The following is a 16,926-nucleotide window of genomic DNA, read 5'->3' as shown; positions in this document are numbered from 1 at the left end:
TGTCAATATGTATTAGAAATCTCAATCTAAACTAAAGGAGAACAAAATGGGACAAAACAATAAAGGCTTTTCTGAAACAGGATTGCGCAAAATGCGCAATGTACTGGCGCAGCATGTCGATTCTGGAAAGATTCCTGGGCTTGTCGCCTTAGTCAGCCGAAACGGGGAGACGCACGTCGAAGCGCTTGGAACAATGAGGCATGATGGTGGCGCACCAATGCGTCGGGACACGATCTTTCGATTGGCGTCCACTAGCAAGCCGATCGCAGTTTCACCAGTAATGGTTCTGCTCGACGAGTGCAAACTGCATTTAGACGACCCAGTAGACAAATGGCTGCCCGAACTCGCTGACCGGCAGGTGTTGAAACAGCCCGATGGTCCACTGGAAGAGACCGTCCCAGCACGGCGTCCTATCACTGTACGAGACCTGTTGACCTCCACATTCGGTCTCGGAGTGGATCTCACGTTGATGGGTTCTCCGATCATGAACGCGTTCTTCGAGAGTGGGATATTCGACACGCCAGGGCAGGATATGCCTGATCCAGATGAGTTTATGTGTCGCCTAGGTGCACTTCCACTAAGCTACCAGCCCGGAGAGCGGTGGCAGTATCATATCAGTATTGAAGTGCTCGGCATTCTTGTTGCCAGGGTCACGGGTCAGACATTCGAGTCGTTCCTGCGCGAACGCATATTCGATCCACTGGGAATGAAGGACACTGGTTTCTACGTGCCTGAGCTCAAGATTGACCGGCTTCCACCTGCCTTCAACCCAGATCCGCAGACAGGTGAGTTCATCGTGTGGGATGAGGGTACAGGCGGACGTTACAGCAAACCTCCAGCATTTCAAGCAGGCGGTGGTGGGCTGCTCGCAACCATCGACGATTATCACGCGTATTTGCAGATGCTGTTGAACAAAGGGATGCACGGAACCAAACGGATTCTGTCTAGGCCCGCAGTCCAGCTGATGACCACCAACCGTCTTACTCCTGAACAACAAGTATACCGAGACGATTTGGCCAAAAACAACATCCATTTGTCGTTTGGACAAGGGATACAAGGTGGCTGGGGCTTTGGGATGGGGGTGCGTACCTATCTTGGAGACTACGCGTCTATCGGTCAATTCGGCTGGGATGGCGGAACTGGCACTACAGCTTACGCTGATCCAGACAAACAGTTTATTGGAATTCTGTTCACCCAGGTTGGGATGTCAACTCCGGCCCCATCGCATCTTATCCAAGACTTCTGGACCACGGTCTACCAAGCAATCGAAGACTGAAACCGAACTTAGGTATTGTTTAAAGGAAAACTCCAAGACAAATTATACGCATGATGGCCACCATCAACACCATGGTTAAAAGCTATGGCAGGACGGGAAGTGTTGGAAGTACTACGAGAACAGTTTGGCATTATTAATAAGAGCCAAATAAAAAATCCTCTTGGATGCAAGAGGGTTTTTTTTATTGGGAATAGTAAGGATGAGGGGAGGTGCATTACATATGGGAAAAGGTAGAAGTAATAATACTGGTAAAAAGCAACCGAATTTCGATGATTCATCTAATTTCGCTAAACAAAGCCAACCGACAGAAAAGAAGAAGAAATAAGAAAAGGATCTCTCTTTATCAAGAGAGATCCTTTTTAAAATATATTGACGTTTCAGCACAACATATCGATTGCTTAATCAAATAGTCATAAATACAAGGCTTAAATTCCTGCGAATGGAAGCCAATTTAATATTATTGTCCTGCTTTTTCTAATGGGTGGAATGATTGCTCAAATTGTAGCCTTGAGGAACCCTCAGCGAGTTCTAAGTATAAATTTGATTGCATCAAGTATTTTTGGCTCTGAAGACAACAAACGGAATTTGCCTCCGATCGATGAGAAGATACTCACTTACCATGCTAATGGGGCCAAACTAAATTGGTCGGATGAAGAATCTGTTGCAAATTACTTGGTTACAGGATCAGTGTTACTCTGTGGTTCAAAGCATAAGTTCGATGAGAAGAGGGCTTATAAGCAGGTAGAAAAAGAAATAAAACGAGCAAATAACCTACTCAGTATGTTTAATCACTCACTTCTTAAAGGCGATGATTCTTATGAGGGGAAGTTAAAAGAAATTAATATACCTACTTTGGTTATCCACGGTACAGAAGATACAGTGCTTCCATACGAGCATGGTCTTGCTCTTGTTAATGGAATTCCCCATGCTGTATTACTAACCGAAGGATCGGGGCACGAGATTCATTGCGACGATTGGGTTCATATAATCAGCGCTATTTCGAACCATACTTCACTCTTATAATTATTATAGGAATCGCATAAAACAAAAACACTTGGAAAAAGGGCCACAATTGAATTTGTAACCTTTTTTTCTATTGAAAATCAGTTTTGGAGCTGTTACTCAATTATAGAATATTAATACTCAGTGATTGATAATTCTGTCTTGTAAGGGGTAGTACCACATCACCATCAAGCTAAGAAAAGCAAATGCCAAAAACGAAAAAATAAGCAGTTTTCTTTCAAAAACAGATAGAATTTTCAATCTGGGGTACAATAAAATTCTTAAGTTGTTGAGCATGGGGCTTGACCAAGATCCATGTAATTTGGGCGCTAATTTAAATACTAAAATAAATGCAATAGAGGTGCTAATTGCACCTCTATATTGTAAACAATTATACAGCAAAGTAAGAACATAAAAGAGTTGATTCCTTAGCTTATAGAAAATTGGCTTTTTGTGTAGCATCAGGTCGTTGTTTTTATCTAAAAAACTAATAATGGAAATAAAGTAAAGCTTATTTATGACCTATTTTCTCACGTTTTTCGGCTGAATCCCATAAACTTTCATTGGTAGATAAGTCAAGGACTGTCCCGTAGCAGAAGCAGTTAAGTTTTTTTCTAATTCAAACCCTTCTACTGATTCGATAGAAGAAATTTTTTGTAAGAATGCCTCTAATGCAATTTTCATTTCTAATCGTGCAAGAGGTGCACCTAAACAAAAATGTGGACCACTTCCGAAAGTCAGGTGCTTTTTATTGTTTGAACGATGAATGTCTATAGAGAAAGGATCGCTATACATGTTTTCATCCATATTAGATGCACTCATCCAAGCAATGACTACGTCACCTTTCTTTAACTCAACCCCTAATAAATTATTATCTTGTTTGACCGTACGATCTCTTCTTGAAATATGAAAACGATATCGAAGCATTTCTTCAACGGCTTTTGGGACTAATCCTATATCATTTCTTAGTGTTCCATATAATGACTTGTCATCATAAAGCAATGAATAGAATGTATTGGCTATTGCGTGACTAGTTGTTTCAAGACCTGCCCCTAAAAGTAACATAGTTGTTTGTACAATCTCCTCATCCGTAAGTTTTTCCCCATCTACTTCCGCTTGAATCAAGTCAGAGATAATATCATCACAAAGATTCGAACGTTTGTGAACTACAATAGGATAAAGGTATTCAAAATATTCTTTCGCTGCCTTTTGCTTTTGTTGTTCAAGGTCTTCTAACCTTTCTTTGTCGTATGGATGGAACAAAATATCAACCCATTCTTTAAATTGACCTTGACCTTGTGCAGGTACGCCGAATAAATTGGCAATTACTAGAGCAGGTAAAGGGGATGCCAAAGCTTCCACAATATTAATTGTAGAATTTTCTTGTATATTTCCTACAAGCTCCGTTGCAATTTGCTGAATACGAGGTTCCCACTCTTTTAAACTGCGGGGAGTGAAAGCAGCTGCCAATAAGGAACGTATTTTTCGATGATCAGGAGGATCCAGGAACGTAATCATTGTTATAGGTGAAGTGTTTTTTTGCTTTTTATTATCGCCGACAAAAATACCACTTCTAGGCCCTTGACTTGAAAAGAATTCATAATTGGTTAACACCTGTTTAACATCTTCATACTTAAACGCATTCCATGTATTCGTTTCTTCGTGATAATAAACAGAATGATTGTGAAGCATTTCTTTATACCACTTTAAAGGGAAAAACTCTTCAGTACGTGTCTGGAAATTAGGGATTTCTTGAATTGCAATAACCTCTTTATTCACTGATATTCCTCCTTAAAATTACAAATTGTATAAATCACTCTATAAATAGTCATATTTGGAGTACATCTCATTCCTAGTCAGCATAAGGATAGAAGCGATTTACTGCAAACATGTTGACTAACAATTGGTATAAATTGCTTCTTTTTTATTCAGAAATTCAAATGTTTTTAATTTGTTTTTAATTTCTCTGTCGTTACCATCTCTGCGGGATTGTTAGATTCTAATTCGGAAGCCTGTTTAACTTTCTTTATAAAGAAGGTAAGTAGTAATCCGATGATACCAATTCCAATGATGACAAGGTAGGCATCATTTATCCCCTGTATGGAGGCTTCTGTAACAAGCTCTTTTTGAGTCAATCCTTTAGCAGCTGCGGTAGGAATCAAATCCTGTAGATGTGATTTCGTACGGCTCGTCATCACTGTCACGAGAAGCGAAGTACCGACGGCACCGGCAACTTGACGAATCGTATTGCTTATTGCTGTTCCATGTGCATGTAACCGTTGTGGCAATTGATTTAGACCAGCAGTCTGTATAGGCATCATCATTAAGGCCATTCCAATGCGACGTCCTGTTGACATGAGAACCAAATAGGTATAACTAGTAGAGTCTGTCAGGTTGATAAAACCAATTGTTGTAATAATGGTAATTGTCATTCCAATAATAGCTAACCATTTCGCACCAAAGCGATCGAATAGCTTACCGGTAACTGGCATAAGGAATCCCATTACCAGCGCACCTGGAAGAAGCAGAAGACCAGACTGAATAGCAGTGTAACCACGCATATTCTGGAGGTATAACGGAAGTAACATCATATCTGCATACATAACCATAGTAACTGCGATATTAATGATTGTTGTTAAAGAAAACATATTGTATTTAAATACACGTAAGTCAAGCAATGGATTTTGTGATCTTAATTCCTTCCACGAAAAGAGTGTAAGGGCTAAGATACCTACAGTAATCGTACCTACTACCTCTATATCTGACCATCCAAGACTTCCGGCTTGGCTGAAACCATAAATTAATGAACCGAAACCAATGGTAGAGAGAATGACGCTTAGGATATTAAATTTTGTCTTGATTCGGTCGGATACATTTCGGAGATAAATGAATCCCAGCACAATAACAAGGACAGCAAATGGAATCATTCCGTAAAACATCGTTTCCCATTTGTAGTTATCAATAATGTATCCTGCAATTGTAGGACCAATTGCAGGAGCAAAAATGACAGCAAGCCCCACCATTCCCATAGCTGCTCCTCTCTTTTCGCGAGGGAAGATGGTCAAAATAACATGTGTAAGCAATGGCATAATGATTCCTGCGCCGGCTGCCTGAATCATACGTCCGGTTAACAAGACCGGGAATCCTGTTGCTACAGCTGAAACAATGGTTCCAGCTAGAAATATAAGCATGGAAGTTTGAAAAAGTTCACGTGTGGTAAACCGTTGCATTAAATAAGCGGTAATAGGAATCAAGACGCCGTTTACTAGCATGTAACCGGTTGTTAACCACTGGGCTGTTGTAGCCGAGATCTTAAATTCAACCATAAGTTCAGGAGTAGCGACACTCATGAGTGTTTGGTTTAATGTTGCAAGAAAAGCACCTAAAATCATAATGAACATAATAGGTCCTTTTTTTATCGAATTAGGGTCTGTTTTAGTCTGATTATGCAATTCTTTCATATCCTTTCTAACTTTAAAGTAGACTTTTTTTACAAAGTGTTGAATAATTTACACTATATAAATTACATTATTAAAGATTATTATGACAACAGACAATTTCCTAATAACTGTATATTAGTTAACACTTCTTGCGATTTCTGTTGATAAAATCGAAGATAATAGACAGAACTTAGAATGTTGTAAATTTCCAATTAATAGGAAGGGTGATTAGATATGAAAGACCATCCAAAGTCCCGTGTAGACCCCCGAGTCATTCGTACACGCCAGTTAATAAAAGAGGCTTTAATAGATCTTCTACAAGAGATGGAAATTAGCAAAATAACAGTTAATAAACTTGCAGAACGTGCGACTATTAATCGTGTTACGTTCTATCTCCATTATCGTGATATTCATGACATGTTGGAGAAAATGGCACAGGAAATGGTTGAGGATATTGAGAAGATAATGACGAGTACGGAAAACCTCTCGGATTCCTCTGAGGATATAGAATGGTTAAAACTCGTAGATCTACTTGAGTACATTGCTGACAATGCTAAATTCTATAAAGTAGTTCTTGGTTCTAGGCGAACACCGATTTTTACAGAACGCTTGTTAAATACACTTTCAGACAAAATAACAGAGAGAACAGAAAGTGACTCCTTTCTCATTACTAAAGATATTCCAAAAGATATTGCTATTTGGTACGGTTCCTCAGCTTTAATTGGAACGATTGTAAAGTGGTTACATAGGGATATGCCTTATACACCGCAATTTCTCGCCAAGAAGTTGTATATACTTTTTAAATCGAGTAATAAAGAAGTTTGAGTTAGTGTGGATTTAAAATCACTTACAGAAATCTGGAAGGTACAATCGCCTGGATCTCTCGAATGAAAAATTCATTTACGCCATATAAAGTTACGTTAAATTCGTGGCGTTTGGCCAGCACTAATACCCAAAAACAAGGGGGAAATACAATAAAAAACACTAATCTTATGTAAGATTAGTGTTTTTTATTGTTGATGACCTACTGTTAAACTCTAGAAACAAAGTCATGAGGAGAATACTTTAAAATCTTAGCTTGATGGACAAGGGTATTCACTAAAATAGGTCGCCAGTCGTTACAGTCATAAACTCCTTAAAAAACTGTTCATAATTCATTTGTATTGCAATCCTATGTTTTGGACGGTTACCGAATGTTTCTGGTTCAAAAGTAGATCTAAAATCTCCTATACTTTGCCCTCGTACAGTATCAAGTACATTAACCGTCACTGCTGATTGATGGTACGTAAAAATATCATCACGATTAATCGCAACCAAAGTGAGCGCATCATGGACCGGGCTACCTTGTATTCCAGGAACTTTTTTTTGATAAAATTGATAATAGTAATAGTCTAAAAGAGGCTTTAAAAACTTAGTTTTTCCTTTAGAGTGAATATAATTGACCATTTCTGGTGTTACGATAGCCGATTGTGTAACATTCAAAGGATAAATTGATAGATTCTTTGCGTATCTCATTACAATATTGGCCGCTACAGGATCGCCATAAAAGTTAGCTTCGGCAATGGGAGTAACATTTCCTGGATATAGAAAAGCCCCTCCCATAATATAATAAGAATGTACATATTCCATCACATCTCCATAAAGGAGAAATAAAGTTGCAAGTGAAGTTAGCCTTCCGGTATTCACGATAATAAGTTCATTTTTATACTGCTTAATAAGTGCGAGAACCTCAAGGAAATTCTCAAATGTTTGAAGCTCTAGTCCTGGGTGAATGGGCCCTATCCCAAATTTACCGTGAACTTCTGGATAAAAAGTTTCAGCTTCTGAAGACATGGAATGCTCAGCCCCACCAAAAACTTTTATATATTCTTTTCCTACACTTTTAAGCAAAAAGCGAACATTTCTAACAACTTCAGCTTGAGGTACGTTCCCATAGTCTGCAACAATTCCTATAACATCAATTTTATCTGTTAAATGTGCATATATGATAGCTATCGTATCGTCAATTCCAAAATCTCCAAAGAACAATACTTTTTTCCCCATACAATGTTTCTCCTTAATTTCACTAGCTTCTTAAACGAATTATAATTATGTATCGTGATATAAGATTGTCCCCATGTCTTTTTGTAGTACTGTGTATGAATGAATGAATTCATTTAGTTAACATACACTTTCGCTAATAATGAACAAATTCCTTTTGTATGAAACGAAATAGTATATAAATACTGATCTTAACGCGTTTTTTCTGATATCCTATGCTCATCAGGTGGCCCTCAAAACCAAAAAAAATGTATTTTCCCCTGGAGATGCCAATTTTCTCGTTTTGGGGTAATTCTGAATGCTTAAGTTGATGGGCATGTGTAAAGAAGGCCATTTTGATTAATCTTTATTCGAGATGCCTTCTTTTTGTTTGTAAAGAATCCCTTCATAAATTGTTGTTATTTTCATATAGTGAAAATAAGTTTTGTAAGAGTATGAAAATAACAAATTAATAAAAATCATTTGTATTTCATTGTAAATACGAAAGTAAACTTTTAAATAAAAATTTACCTTCAATGTCATATAAGAAGCATCCGTTACTTTAGAAACACTCCTATGAGATATAATTATTGATGGTGCTTTTTAGGTGATATACTGGAGGTAGATTACTCATCTAATGATGAAGGGAGGTTTACGCGTATGGAAGTAACATTTACAGTAAGTAAATGGGATGAAAAGCCAGTCAATGACACTAGAAAAGATTTCCCTATTAATATTGCCCATGTCGAATATGATATTGACGGTGAATTAAAAGGAAAAGCTTTTGTTGAATATTTATTATATTATTTAGAATCAACTATAGATGATGGTCACTTGGCTACTGCTAAAATGTCTGGATTTTTACATTTCGAAGGAGTTTATAAGGGAAAACGAGGGACATTTACAGCTATAGAGCAAGGGATATTTGATAAAGGAAATCTAGATTCCCCTGCAACAATCATCAAAGCTACCGGTGAATTAGAAAGCCTGAAAGGGTCCTATAATTATAAGTTTACAGGTCAAACCAGTAAACTTATTCTAGACTTTGAATTCTAACAAAATATCTTATAATTTAGCAAAAAGGGCATCCACTGTAATACCAGGAATGTCCTTTTTTAAACTAAATTATACCGAAAAACAAGACTCGAAATTTTCAATGGGAGGAAATGATATGAGGATCACGATACAAGAATATGTGGTCAATGAAATAGATTCAGGGCCATATGGAATAACCGTAGGAAAAGACGGAGCATTGTGGTTTACGGAACAGAAAGGGAATCGAATTGGTAGAATAAATGCTACTGGTGAAATAAATTCTTTTCCCATTCCGACAGCAAATGCAGGAGCTATGTCAATTATCTCGGGCCAGACCGGTGACTTATGGTTTACGGAATATAACTCAAGCAAGATCGGTAAAATGTCGATGAACGGTCTTTTTGAAGAATATGTACTCCCTACAACGAACGCTGCACCTTTTGGCATAACGGAAGGCCCAGATGGAGCAATATGGTTTACAGAAATGAATAATGGTAGGATCGGAAGAATAACAAAGTCAGGGGAAATCACCGAGTTTGAATTGCCTAACTCTAAATCATTTCCCTCTTTTATTACTCTGGGATCAGACGGTGCATTATGGTTTACACAGAATCAGAACAATAGGATTGGGAGAATAACCACTAAAGGTGAGGTCAAAGAATATCCAATCCCAACACCCAACTCCGGGCCAGTTGGAATTGCGAGCGGACCAGATGGAGCAATATGGTTTGTGCAAATCATGGGTAATAAAATTGGTAGAATTACGTTCGAAGGTGAGGTCAAAGAATTTGTTATACCGACGCCGAACGCTCGTCCGCATGCCATAATACCCGGGAAGAACAGAGATCTTTGGTTTACAGAATGGGGAGGTAACCAAATCAGCCGTATTACAGTTGAAGGAGTTATTACGGAATATACGATACCTACAAATAATGCAGAGCCACATGGTATCACGTTTTGTCCGGATGGCGATCTTTGGTTCGCTGAAGAGTGTAATCAAATTGGACGTCTAACAATCATTACGTAATAGGGATATCGTCCATCGCTATCAAGCTCAGAAAAGTAAATATCCCCAAACGAGAAAATTGGCATCTCCAAGTGAAAATGTACATTTTTTTGTTACAAGTTAGGGGTAGCACAAACATAATATTCCAAGCTATAATTTGTTATTTAAGAGATTCAATTGTGAAGTAGGATAAAAGATTGGATTGTAAGTAGGAATTGAGGGTTTATATGGAAAAATCAAAAAGTAACCAAAATAATATAACTGCTGGCTTGTTGACCGTATATTTATTTGTATTAACATGGATTATACTCTTTAAAATGCAATTTTCATTTCAAGACTTGCGTCATTTCACGGATTTTAGGGGAATCAACTTAATCCCTTTTGCTGGTTCAGTTATTAAAAACGAGCAAATAGATATTGGTGAAATAATCTATAACGTATTTGCATTTATCCCATTTGGAATTTATATCAGTATGCTAAAACCAAGTTGGTCTTTCTTGAAAAAGATTGTACCAATAGCGGGAATAAGTTTGTTATTTGAAGTATTACAATTCATCTTTGCTATAGGAGGTAGCGATATAACTGACCTTATGGGAAATACATTAGGTGGAATTATTGGAGTTGGAATCTATATTGTATTTTGTAAGCTGTTTAGTACAAAAGCAAATAAAATCCTTAATGTTTTAGCTTCAATCGGAACTATATGCATTTTTTCATTAGTGTTGTTATTAATTATTGGTGTTATTAGGTACGGGAATTATGGCTAATAGATGAATTGAAACATCGGACATTATTAACGGAGCGTGGAGTGACAATGATTGTGAAATTTTCACATGTTGGGGCTGCACTTTTAGGAACTTTATACTGCAATCGGGCGCTTTAATGGAGCAACTAAAAAGCCTAATTTCTCATTTTAATGCTGAGAAATTAGGCTTTTTAGTATTGGAATTTCCTTTACGCTGTACATCCGCATTTTCCTGACGCTACCCCATCGCTATTAAGCTAATAAAAAGAAATGCCCCCTAAAATGAAAAAATACGTTATTCTCTCTGTAGAATCATAGGAAAGGATGGCGTTTTTTATGTCTGTTTCTGTGTCTGACGAATTACAACTATTTGCTCAAGAGATTCAAAGTTTTTTATCTCCAAATACCTTACGGAATCTTGCTAGAGATGTTGGTTTCGTACAACGAACCAGTAAGTACCAAGCAAAAGATTTAATAGCTTTATGTGTATGGGTGAGCCAAAATGTAGCTATGACTTCTTTAACTCAATTATCTAGCTGTTTAGAAGCATCAACAGCAGTACTTATCAGTCCTGAGGGACTGAATCAACGATTTAATAAGGCGGCCGTCCAACTTTTACAACACCTACTAGCCGAACTATTAAGCAAAAAATTGACCTCATCTATGCCGATTTCTTCTCCATATACTTCTGTTTTCAAGCGTATTCGTATTTTAGATTCAACTGCATTTCAACTTCCAGATCCTTTTTCATCCGTTTATCCAGGTGCAGGGGGATGCAGCCATACAGCGGGAGTAAAGATTCAGCTTGAGTATGATTTATTAAGTGGACAGTTCCTTCATATTCATACGGGTCCAGGGAAACAACATGATCGAACCTACGGTTTCCTGTGTGTTCCAACTGTGACAGCGAATGATTTATGTATCCGAGATTTAGGGTATTTTCATTTGAAAGATCTTCAACACATACAAGATAAAAAGGTTTACTATATCTCTCGTATTAAATCAAATACACGTATTTATCAAAAAAATCCCACCCCTGATTATTTTCAAGATGGAAGAATAAAGAAAGGTACAGAGTATATACAGATAGATATGGAGGTCTTAATGAACTCTCTTCAACCAGGACAAACATATGAAATATCTGACGCTTATGTAGGAATGACTGATAAAGTATCAACTCGTGTGATTGTTCATCGGCTAACAAAAGAACAACAACAAAAATGATTACAAGATCAAACTGTAAGAGAGAAAAAGAAAGGAATGAAGTATTCCCCTCGTAGTAAACGTCTCAGTGGTATCAATGTATATATGACAAACACCCCTACAGATATTGTCCCGATGGGACAAGTACATGATGGGTACTCTTTACGTTGGCAAATCGAGATTATATTTAAAACATGGAAATCATTCTTTCATATTCATCATTGTAAAAAGATAAAACGAGAACGATTAGAATGCCATTTGTATGGGCAACTGATTGCCATTCTACTCTGTTCTTCTACCATGTTTCAAATGCGGCAATTACTTCTTATAAAAAAGAAACGAGAACTGAGTGAATATAAGGCCATATATATGATTAAAGATTACTTTCTTCTTCTTTTCCAAGCTATACAGAAAGACACCCAAGAGCTATCAAAGATTCTAATTCGCTTGTTCAACCTCCTACAGCAAAACGGGCGAAAATCTCATAACAGTGGAACTTTCGCTCGTTTTTCTGTAGGAGGATAAACAGGAAAAGCAGGATCACTTGAGTTGGAAGCTTTTGATACAATCCGATATAGGCTTCGTGAATTTCATGGGTTTGCCCTGGTTTTAGCTGGAATGGATTTGGAAATTGTTACAGAAAAAAGACCCGCTATTCTTACAAATCTGGAAAATCGAAAATGGCTGTTTATGAAACTTTCTATATTTATACTTAAAGTTGGTGCTACTTCTTTATTGCATTAGATAGTAATGTAATTTATAATACGTTTAAATGATTAAATTCTTAAACGGAAGGTAATGTTAGCCAAATGAACTGTAATGATAAAGTAATGCATATTTTAGAAAATTTAAGACCATGTTTTCAAGGGTTGGGAGATCCAACTCGTCAGCAAATTGTAGCACTTTTAATTGATAAAGATAGCTTGAATGTGACGCAAATTGCGGAGAATATTCCCATGTCAAGACCTACTGTATCTCATCATTTGAAAATATTGAAACAATCAGGGTTACTTCAAGTTCAGAAAAAAGGCACTGAAATGTATTATTGTCTTGAATTTAATGAAACAATAAATCTTTTAAAAGAACTTGTTTCTTTAGTTGAAGATGAATGTAAGAACTAGGTACTCATTTATAGTTTAGGGACACCTTTTGTCCCTTTTTTTAGCGATAATATGTTAAAAGGTTTAAGTTTTTAATCATTTAAACTTATAATCTCATACTAATTAAAATGGAGGTTTCAGATGAATAAAAAAACAGTATTAATTGTTGGTGGGTATGGAGTTGTTGGTGGTCAAATTGCTCGAATTTTACATGATCGACATCCTGATTTGGAAATTAGATTAGGAGGAAGAACCTTAGGGAAAGCGTTACCTTTTGAATCAGAGAGAGTAAAAATAGTCAAGGTAGACAACACAACAGATGATCCCTTAAGAAATTTGGATGATAATTTCACATTAGTTGTTAATGCGGTTAATGATCCTCAAGATAGACTACTCCTATCTGCAGTTCGAAAAAAAATTCCATTGGTTGACATTACTCGTTGGACTGAACGCTTTAAGAGTTCTATGGATCGATTAAAAAATGTTGAGGTGCAATCCCCTGTTGTATTAGCTTCAGGGTGGATGGGGGGGACAGCAGCCCTTTTTTCTAAAATGTATTCAAAAGATCTTCAAGAGGTTACGGTTGATATCAACGCACTATATTCTCTTCAAGACAAAGCAGGACCAAATTCAACAGCGTATATGGACCGGTTAACTATTCCGTTTGAAGTCAAAGCTCGAGAGGGAATGCGACAGGCTTATCCAATGACTAATCCAATCAAAGTCCGCTTTCCCAACGGTTATATAACCAAATGTTATCGTTTGGATACTCCCGATCACGTAACCCTGCCAGAATCAATTCATGCTGTTTCGACTAACTTTCGTATTGCTTTTGATAGTAAAATCTCTACATATGGACTGGTTTCTCTGGTGAATACAGGGATTTGGAAAATGATTAGCGGAGAAAAATTTACTAATTTACGGAAAAACATTCTCTATAAACCCGGAAGGGGAAGTGCACATAACATAGTTATTCACCTTAAAGGTTATGATGCTACTGGTGTATTGCATAGACGATGTGTGAACATATCAGATCCGTTAGGACAGACACATCTTACTGCTTTAGGAGCAGCTGTCCAAGCAGAGAATATTCTACAAACATCTGATATTGTGGTTCTGGATTCTAAAATTTACTTTCCAGAAAATCTATTAGATTTGGGTGTGAATGCATGTGCAATTTTAGACTTTTATAGAGAATATGGAGTTAATATTACGACAGAAAATATATAAGAGGTACCGTTCTATTCGTGTGACCCCTAGTACACATATGGCTATCAAGCTAAGGAATACAAATATATCCAAAAAAGAGAGGATATGCATCTTCATGAGAAAATGTACATTCTCTCTTTTTGCGGTGTTATAAAATTCTTAAGTTGATGGGTATGGGGTAGCACCACATCGCTATCAAGCTAAGCTTATGCAAAGTCAATTTCAGGCGAGATTGTTTCTTTTTTCTAAAGGGTAAGTGTAGGTGATTGAAAGATTTGCATACGAAATAAACCCTAACGGGTTTCACTTTTTTGAATTAAGCGGCTTGATTATCAGACATGGTACAATTGTAAACGACACCTAATATATCAAAGACCGTTTTTTTCTCATATCGATGAGATTTCCGTCCGTTTTGCTGTAGAAGATTGAACAGACGAAGTAACACCTTTGATAGCTCTTGGGTGTTTTTCTGTATAGTTTGGAATAGAAGAAGAAAATAGTCTTTAATCATATATATGGCTTTATACTCACTAAGCTCTCGTTTTTTCTTCATGAGGAGCAATTGGCGCATTTGAAACATGATAGAAGAACAGAGTAGAATAGCAATCAATTGACCATATAAATGGCACTCTAATCGTTCTGGTTTTATCTTTTTACAATGTTGAATTTGAAAGAATGACTTCCACGTTTTAAATAAAATTTCGATTTGCCAACGCAAAGAATACCAGTCATGTACCTGTCCCATCGGGACAATATCTGTAGGGGTGTTTGTCATATATACATTGATACCGCTGAGTCGTTTACTACGAGGAGAATACTTCATTCCTTTCTTTTTTTCTTTTACAGCTTGATCTTGTAATCGTTTTTGTTGCTGTTGTTTTGTTAACCGATGAACAATTACACGAGCTGGCACTTTATCAATCATTCCTACATAAGCATCAGCCATTTCACATGTTTGTCCTGGTTGAAGGGATTTCATTAAGGTCTCCATATCTATCTGTATATACTCTGTACCTTTCTTAATTCTTCCATCTTGAAAATAATCAGGGTTAGGATTTTTTTGATACATACGTGTATTCGACTTGATACGAGAGATATAGTAGGCCTCTTTATCTTGTATATGTTGAAGGTCTTTTAAATGAAAATAACCTAAATCTCGGATACATAAATCATTCGCTGTCACAGTTGGGGCACACAGAGAGCCGTAAGTGCGATCATGTTGTTTACCTGGACCTGTATGAATATGTAGGAACTGTCCACTTAACAAATCATATTCAAGTTGAATTTTTATCCCAGCCGTATGGCTGCATCCTCCTGCACCTGGATAAACCGATGAAAATACATCCGGGAGTTGAAATGCAGTTGAATCTAAAATACGAATACGCTTGAAGACAGAAGTGTATGGAGAAGAAATCGGCATAGATGCGGCCAATTTTTTCCTTAGTAGTTCGGCTAGTAGGTGTTGTAAAAGTTGGACGGCCGCCTTATTAAATCGTTGATTCAGTCCCTCAGGACTGATAAGTACTGCTGTTGATGCTTCTAAACAGCTAGATAACTGAGTTAAAGAAGTCATAGCTACATTTTGGCTCAACCATACACATAAAGCTACTAAATCTTTTGCTTGGTACTTACTGGTTCGTTGTACAAAGCCAACATCTCTAGCAAGATCCCGTAAGGTATTTGGAGATAAAAAACTTTGAATCTCTTGAGCAAATAGTTGTAATTCGTCAGACACAGAAACAGACATAAAAAACGCCATCCTTTCCTATGATTCTACAGAAAGAATAGCGTATTTTTTCTTTTTATGGATACATTTTTTTAGCTCGATAGCGATGTGGTATTACCTCAAATATAATTATTTTATTTGAAGGTCTCTTTTAAATTTGTTTCAAATCTTTTCATAGGTTGATATACAAGAACGTGTAGTGATAAACCTATCACTGCAGTAATGTTTAAAATAATACTTATAATCATTAAAGACCATTCTATAACTGGAGAAAAGTATCCAGTCGTACTTAATGTAGAAGAACTTACACCAAGTATTAAAATCACTATTAGTAAAGGTAAGTTTTTAACCAATTTGAATCCCCCCTTTAAATATAATATCTTTATATTATTATATCACACACTAGGTTATGTAATTAATATAAGATAGTTATCTATGGGAATTTAACATGTTTTTTCGTTTTGGGGGTGACCTATTTTTTTAGCTTGATAGCGATGGGGTAGCACCAACAAAACACAAATTTCGTACGCTACGACAGCGTAACGATTTTATGCTACCAGTAAAAAACTGATTAGTGAGAGCTCATAATGTGCGGGGGAGGGACACCCCCGCGAATTTAAGTTTCACTTTATAAAAAAGTAAGGACCGGTACCGCTTGTTATTTGACTATTACTTTCCCATCCATTCCTTTCAAGTAGTGGAACCGACATATTAGTTCATATGTACCGGGAGTTTCAGGTTTTACGGTAATTGTTATTTCTTTTCCTGACGGGACTTCGGCGTCAATTCCGAGCTTTTTCACCGTAAAGGTGTGATCTCTATTTCCTTTGTTTTTCAATAGTAACGTCGTCGTTTTCCCAGCCGGAACAGTGATGATACTCGGATTAAAGTAATCATCATTCAATTCAACCTCAATAGGCTGTCTCACAACGTCGGATTCGGCAAATACATGGAGCGAACCTAAAGTAGTCATAACTACAATCATCGCAAGTGAAATGATTAATCCAGTTAATAGCTTTTTCACAGACATTCACAATCCCTCCTTTCCTAAGCACTAGTGTTTTCAAATTACTAAAATATTATCAATATAAATGGGGTTTAGGCGTGGCTTAAATAGTAATTCTTTCGGCAACTCCTACTAACCAAGTACTAACTGGAATAGGAT

At 36.9% G+C, this 16,926-nt stretch carries 14 protein-coding genes and 2 pseudogenes; 10 read left to right on the top strand and 6 right to left on the bottom strand.

The window, feature by feature from the left end; all coding sequences use genetic code 11:
• The first annotated feature begins 46 nt into the window (after positions 1-46).
• Together QCI77_RS16535 and QCI77_RS16530 are read left to right on the top strand one after the other, a co-directional pair.
• Positions 47-1,276 carry a serine hydrolase domain-containing protein gene (locus tag QCI77_RS16535; RefSeq protein WP_113770826.1) on the top strand — a complete coding sequence of 410 codons (1,230 nt, stop codon included), beginning with the start codon at positions 47-49 and terminating at the stop codon, positions 1,274-1,276.
• Positions 1,277-1,753: 477 nt separating this feature from the next.
• A pseudogene (locus QCI77_RS16530) lies at positions 1,754-2,299 on the top strand (alpha/beta fold hydrolase); the annotation flags it as partial.
• Positions 2,300-2,800: 501 nt separating this feature from the next.
• Here QCI77_RS16530 and QCI77_RS16525 read toward each other — a convergent pair.
• Both QCI77_RS16525 and QCI77_RS16520 read right to left on the bottom strand, forming a co-directional pair.
• The gene (locus QCI77_RS16525; RefSeq protein WP_113770827.1) at positions 2,801-4,057 is read right to left on the bottom strand and encodes a cytochrome P450; all 1,257 of its coding nucleotides are present in this window, start codon (positions 4,055-4,057) and stop codon (positions 2,801-2,803) included.
• 167 nt (positions 4,058-4,224) lie between these two features.
• Complete coding sequence (locus QCI77_RS16520) at positions 4,225-5,739, bottom strand: DHA2 family efflux MFS transporter permease subunit (protein ID WP_353825250.1); 1,515 nt, start codon at positions 5,737-5,739, stop codon at positions 4,225-4,227.
• A 213-nt stretch (positions 5,740-5,952) separates the two neighbouring features.
• Here QCI77_RS16520 and QCI77_RS16515 point away from each other — a divergent pair, with 213 nt between their 5' ends.
• On the top strand, positions 5,953-6,543 hold the full coding sequence (locus QCI77_RS16515) for a TetR/AcrR family transcriptional regulator (protein ID WP_060752030.1): 591 nt from the start codon (positions 5,953-5,955) through the stop codon (positions 6,541-6,543).
• Positions 6,544-6,816: 273 nt separating this feature from the next.
• On the opposite strand, the gene QCI77_RS16510 is transcribed toward QCI77_RS16515, so the two are convergent.
• Positions 6,817-7,761 (bottom strand): nucleoside hydrolase, encoded by a 945-nt coding sequence (locus QCI77_RS16510; RefSeq protein WP_113770830.1) that lies wholly within the window; start codon positions 7,759-7,761, stop codon positions 6,817-6,819.
• Between the two features lie 636 nt (positions 7,762-8,397).
• Between QCI77_RS16510 and QCI77_RS16505 the strand changes: the two genes are divergently transcribed.
• The 7 genes and pseudogenes from QCI77_RS16505 to QCI77_RS16475 all read left to right on the top strand — a co-directional run bounded on the left by QCI77_RS16505 (position 8,398) and on the right by QCI77_RS16475 (position 14,056).
• Positions 8,398-8,793, top strand: a complete 396-nt coding sequence (locus QCI77_RS16505; protein WP_113770831.1) for a DUF3224 domain-containing protein — start codon at positions 8,398-8,400, stop codon at positions 8,791-8,793.
• Between the two features lie 115 nt (positions 8,794-8,908).
• The gene (locus QCI77_RS16500; protein WP_353825249.1) at positions 8,909-9,799 is read left to right on the top strand and encodes a Vgb family protein; all 891 of its coding nucleotides are present in this window, start codon (positions 8,909-8,911) and stop codon (positions 9,797-9,799) included.
• A 206-nt stretch (positions 9,800-10,005) separates the two neighbouring features.
• Entirely contained in the window at positions 10,006-10,545 is a 540-nt protein-coding gene (locus QCI77_RS16495; protein ID WP_060752035.1) for a VanZ family protein, read from the top strand.
• A gap of 314 nt (positions 10,546-10,859) precedes the next feature.
• A pseudogene (locus QCI77_RS16490) lies at positions 10,860-12,251 on the top strand (IS4 family transposase).
• Between the two features lie 24 nt (positions 12,252-12,275).
• Complete coding sequence (locus QCI77_RS16485; RefSeq protein WP_353825248.1) at positions 12,276-12,470, top strand: hypothetical protein; 195 nt, start codon at positions 12,276-12,278, stop codon at positions 12,468-12,470.
• A 65-nt stretch (positions 12,471-12,535) separates the two neighbouring features.
• Positions 12,536-12,847, top strand: a complete 312-nt coding sequence (locus tag QCI77_RS16480; protein ID WP_353825247.1) for an ArsR/SmtB family transcription factor — start codon at positions 12,536-12,538, stop codon at positions 12,845-12,847.
• Between the two features lie 120 nt (positions 12,848-12,967).
• Positions 12,968-14,056, top strand: a complete 1,089-nt coding sequence (locus tag QCI77_RS16475) for a saccharopine dehydrogenase family protein (RefSeq protein WP_353825246.1) — start codon at positions 12,968-12,970, stop codon at positions 14,054-14,056.
• Between the two features lie 295 nt (positions 14,057-14,351).
• On the opposite strand, the gene QCI77_RS16470 is transcribed toward QCI77_RS16475, so the two are convergent.
• The 3 genes from QCI77_RS16470 to QCI77_RS16460 all read right to left on the bottom strand — a co-directional run bounded on the left by QCI77_RS16470 (position 14,352) and on the right by QCI77_RS16460 (position 16,791).
• The gene (locus tag QCI77_RS16470; protein WP_353825245.1) at positions 14,352-15,782 is read right to left on the bottom strand and encodes an IS4 family transposase; all 1,431 of its coding nucleotides are present in this window, start codon (positions 15,780-15,782) and stop codon (positions 14,352-14,354) included.
• A gap of 113 nt (positions 15,783-15,895) precedes the next feature.
• Positions 15,896-16,114: a hypothetical protein gene (locus QCI77_RS16465; protein WP_070168690.1), complete on the bottom strand. Its 219-nt coding sequence runs from the start codon at positions 16,112-16,114 to the stop codon at positions 15,896-15,898.
• Between the two features lie 305 nt (positions 16,115-16,419).
• Positions 16,420-16,791 (bottom strand): cupredoxin domain-containing protein, encoded by a 372-nt coding sequence (locus QCI77_RS16460; protein WP_012261269.1) that lies wholly within the window; start codon positions 16,789-16,791, stop codon positions 16,420-16,422.
• Between the last annotated feature and the right edge of the window lie 135 nt (positions 16,792-16,926).

Source organism: Bacillus cereus group sp. MG9 (genome assembly GCF_040459995.1).
In the GTDB taxonomy this organism is placed as follows: Bacteria; Bacillota; Bacilli; order Bacillales; family Bacillaceae_G; genus Bacillus_A; species Bacillus_A mycoides.
This window is presented reverse-complemented; position numbering and strand designations above follow the sequence as displayed.

Bases quoted from the DNA above. Each gene is read 5' to 3' on its own strand.
- QCI77_RS16500 (WP_353825249.1), top strand. From the start codon at position 8,909: ATGAGGATCACGATACAAGAATATGTGGTCAATGAAATAGATTCAGGG.
- QCI77_RS16505 (WP_113770831.1), top strand. From the start codon at position 8,398: ATGGAAGTAACATTTACAGTAAGTAAATGGGATGAAAAGCCAGTCAAT.
- QCI77_RS16460 (WP_012261269.1), bottom strand. From the start codon at position 16,791: ATGTCTGTGAAAAAGCTATTAACTGGATTAATCATTTCACTTGCGATG.
- QCI77_RS16535 (WP_113770826.1), top strand. From the start codon at position 47: ATGGGACAAAACAATAAAGGCTTTTCTGAAACAGGATTGCGCAAAATG.
- QCI77_RS16470 (WP_353825245.1), bottom strand. From the start codon at position 15,782: ATGTCTGTTTCTGTGTCTGACGAATTACAACTATTTGCTCAAGAGATT.
- QCI77_RS16480 (WP_353825247.1), top strand. From the start codon at position 12,536: ATGAACTGTAATGATAAAGTAATGCATATTTTAGAAAATTTAAGACCA.
- QCI77_RS16520 (WP_353825250.1), bottom strand. From the start codon at position 5,739: ATGAAAGAATTGCATAATCAGACTAAAACAGACCCTAATTCGATAAAA.
- QCI77_RS16475 (WP_353825246.1), top strand. From the start codon at position 12,968: ATGAATAAAAAAACAGTATTAATTGTTGGTGGGTATGGAGTTGTTGGT.
- QCI77_RS16515 (WP_060752030.1), top strand. From the start codon at position 5,953: ATGAAAGACCATCCAAAGTCCCGTGTAGACCCCCGAGTCATTCGTACA.
- QCI77_RS16495 (WP_060752035.1), top strand. From the start codon at position 10,006: ATGGAAAAATCAAAAAGTAACCAAAATAATATAACTGCTGGCTTGTTG.
- QCI77_RS16510 (WP_113770830.1), bottom strand. From the start codon at position 7,761: ATGGGGAAAAAAGTATTGTTCTTTGGAGATTTTGGAATTGACGATACG.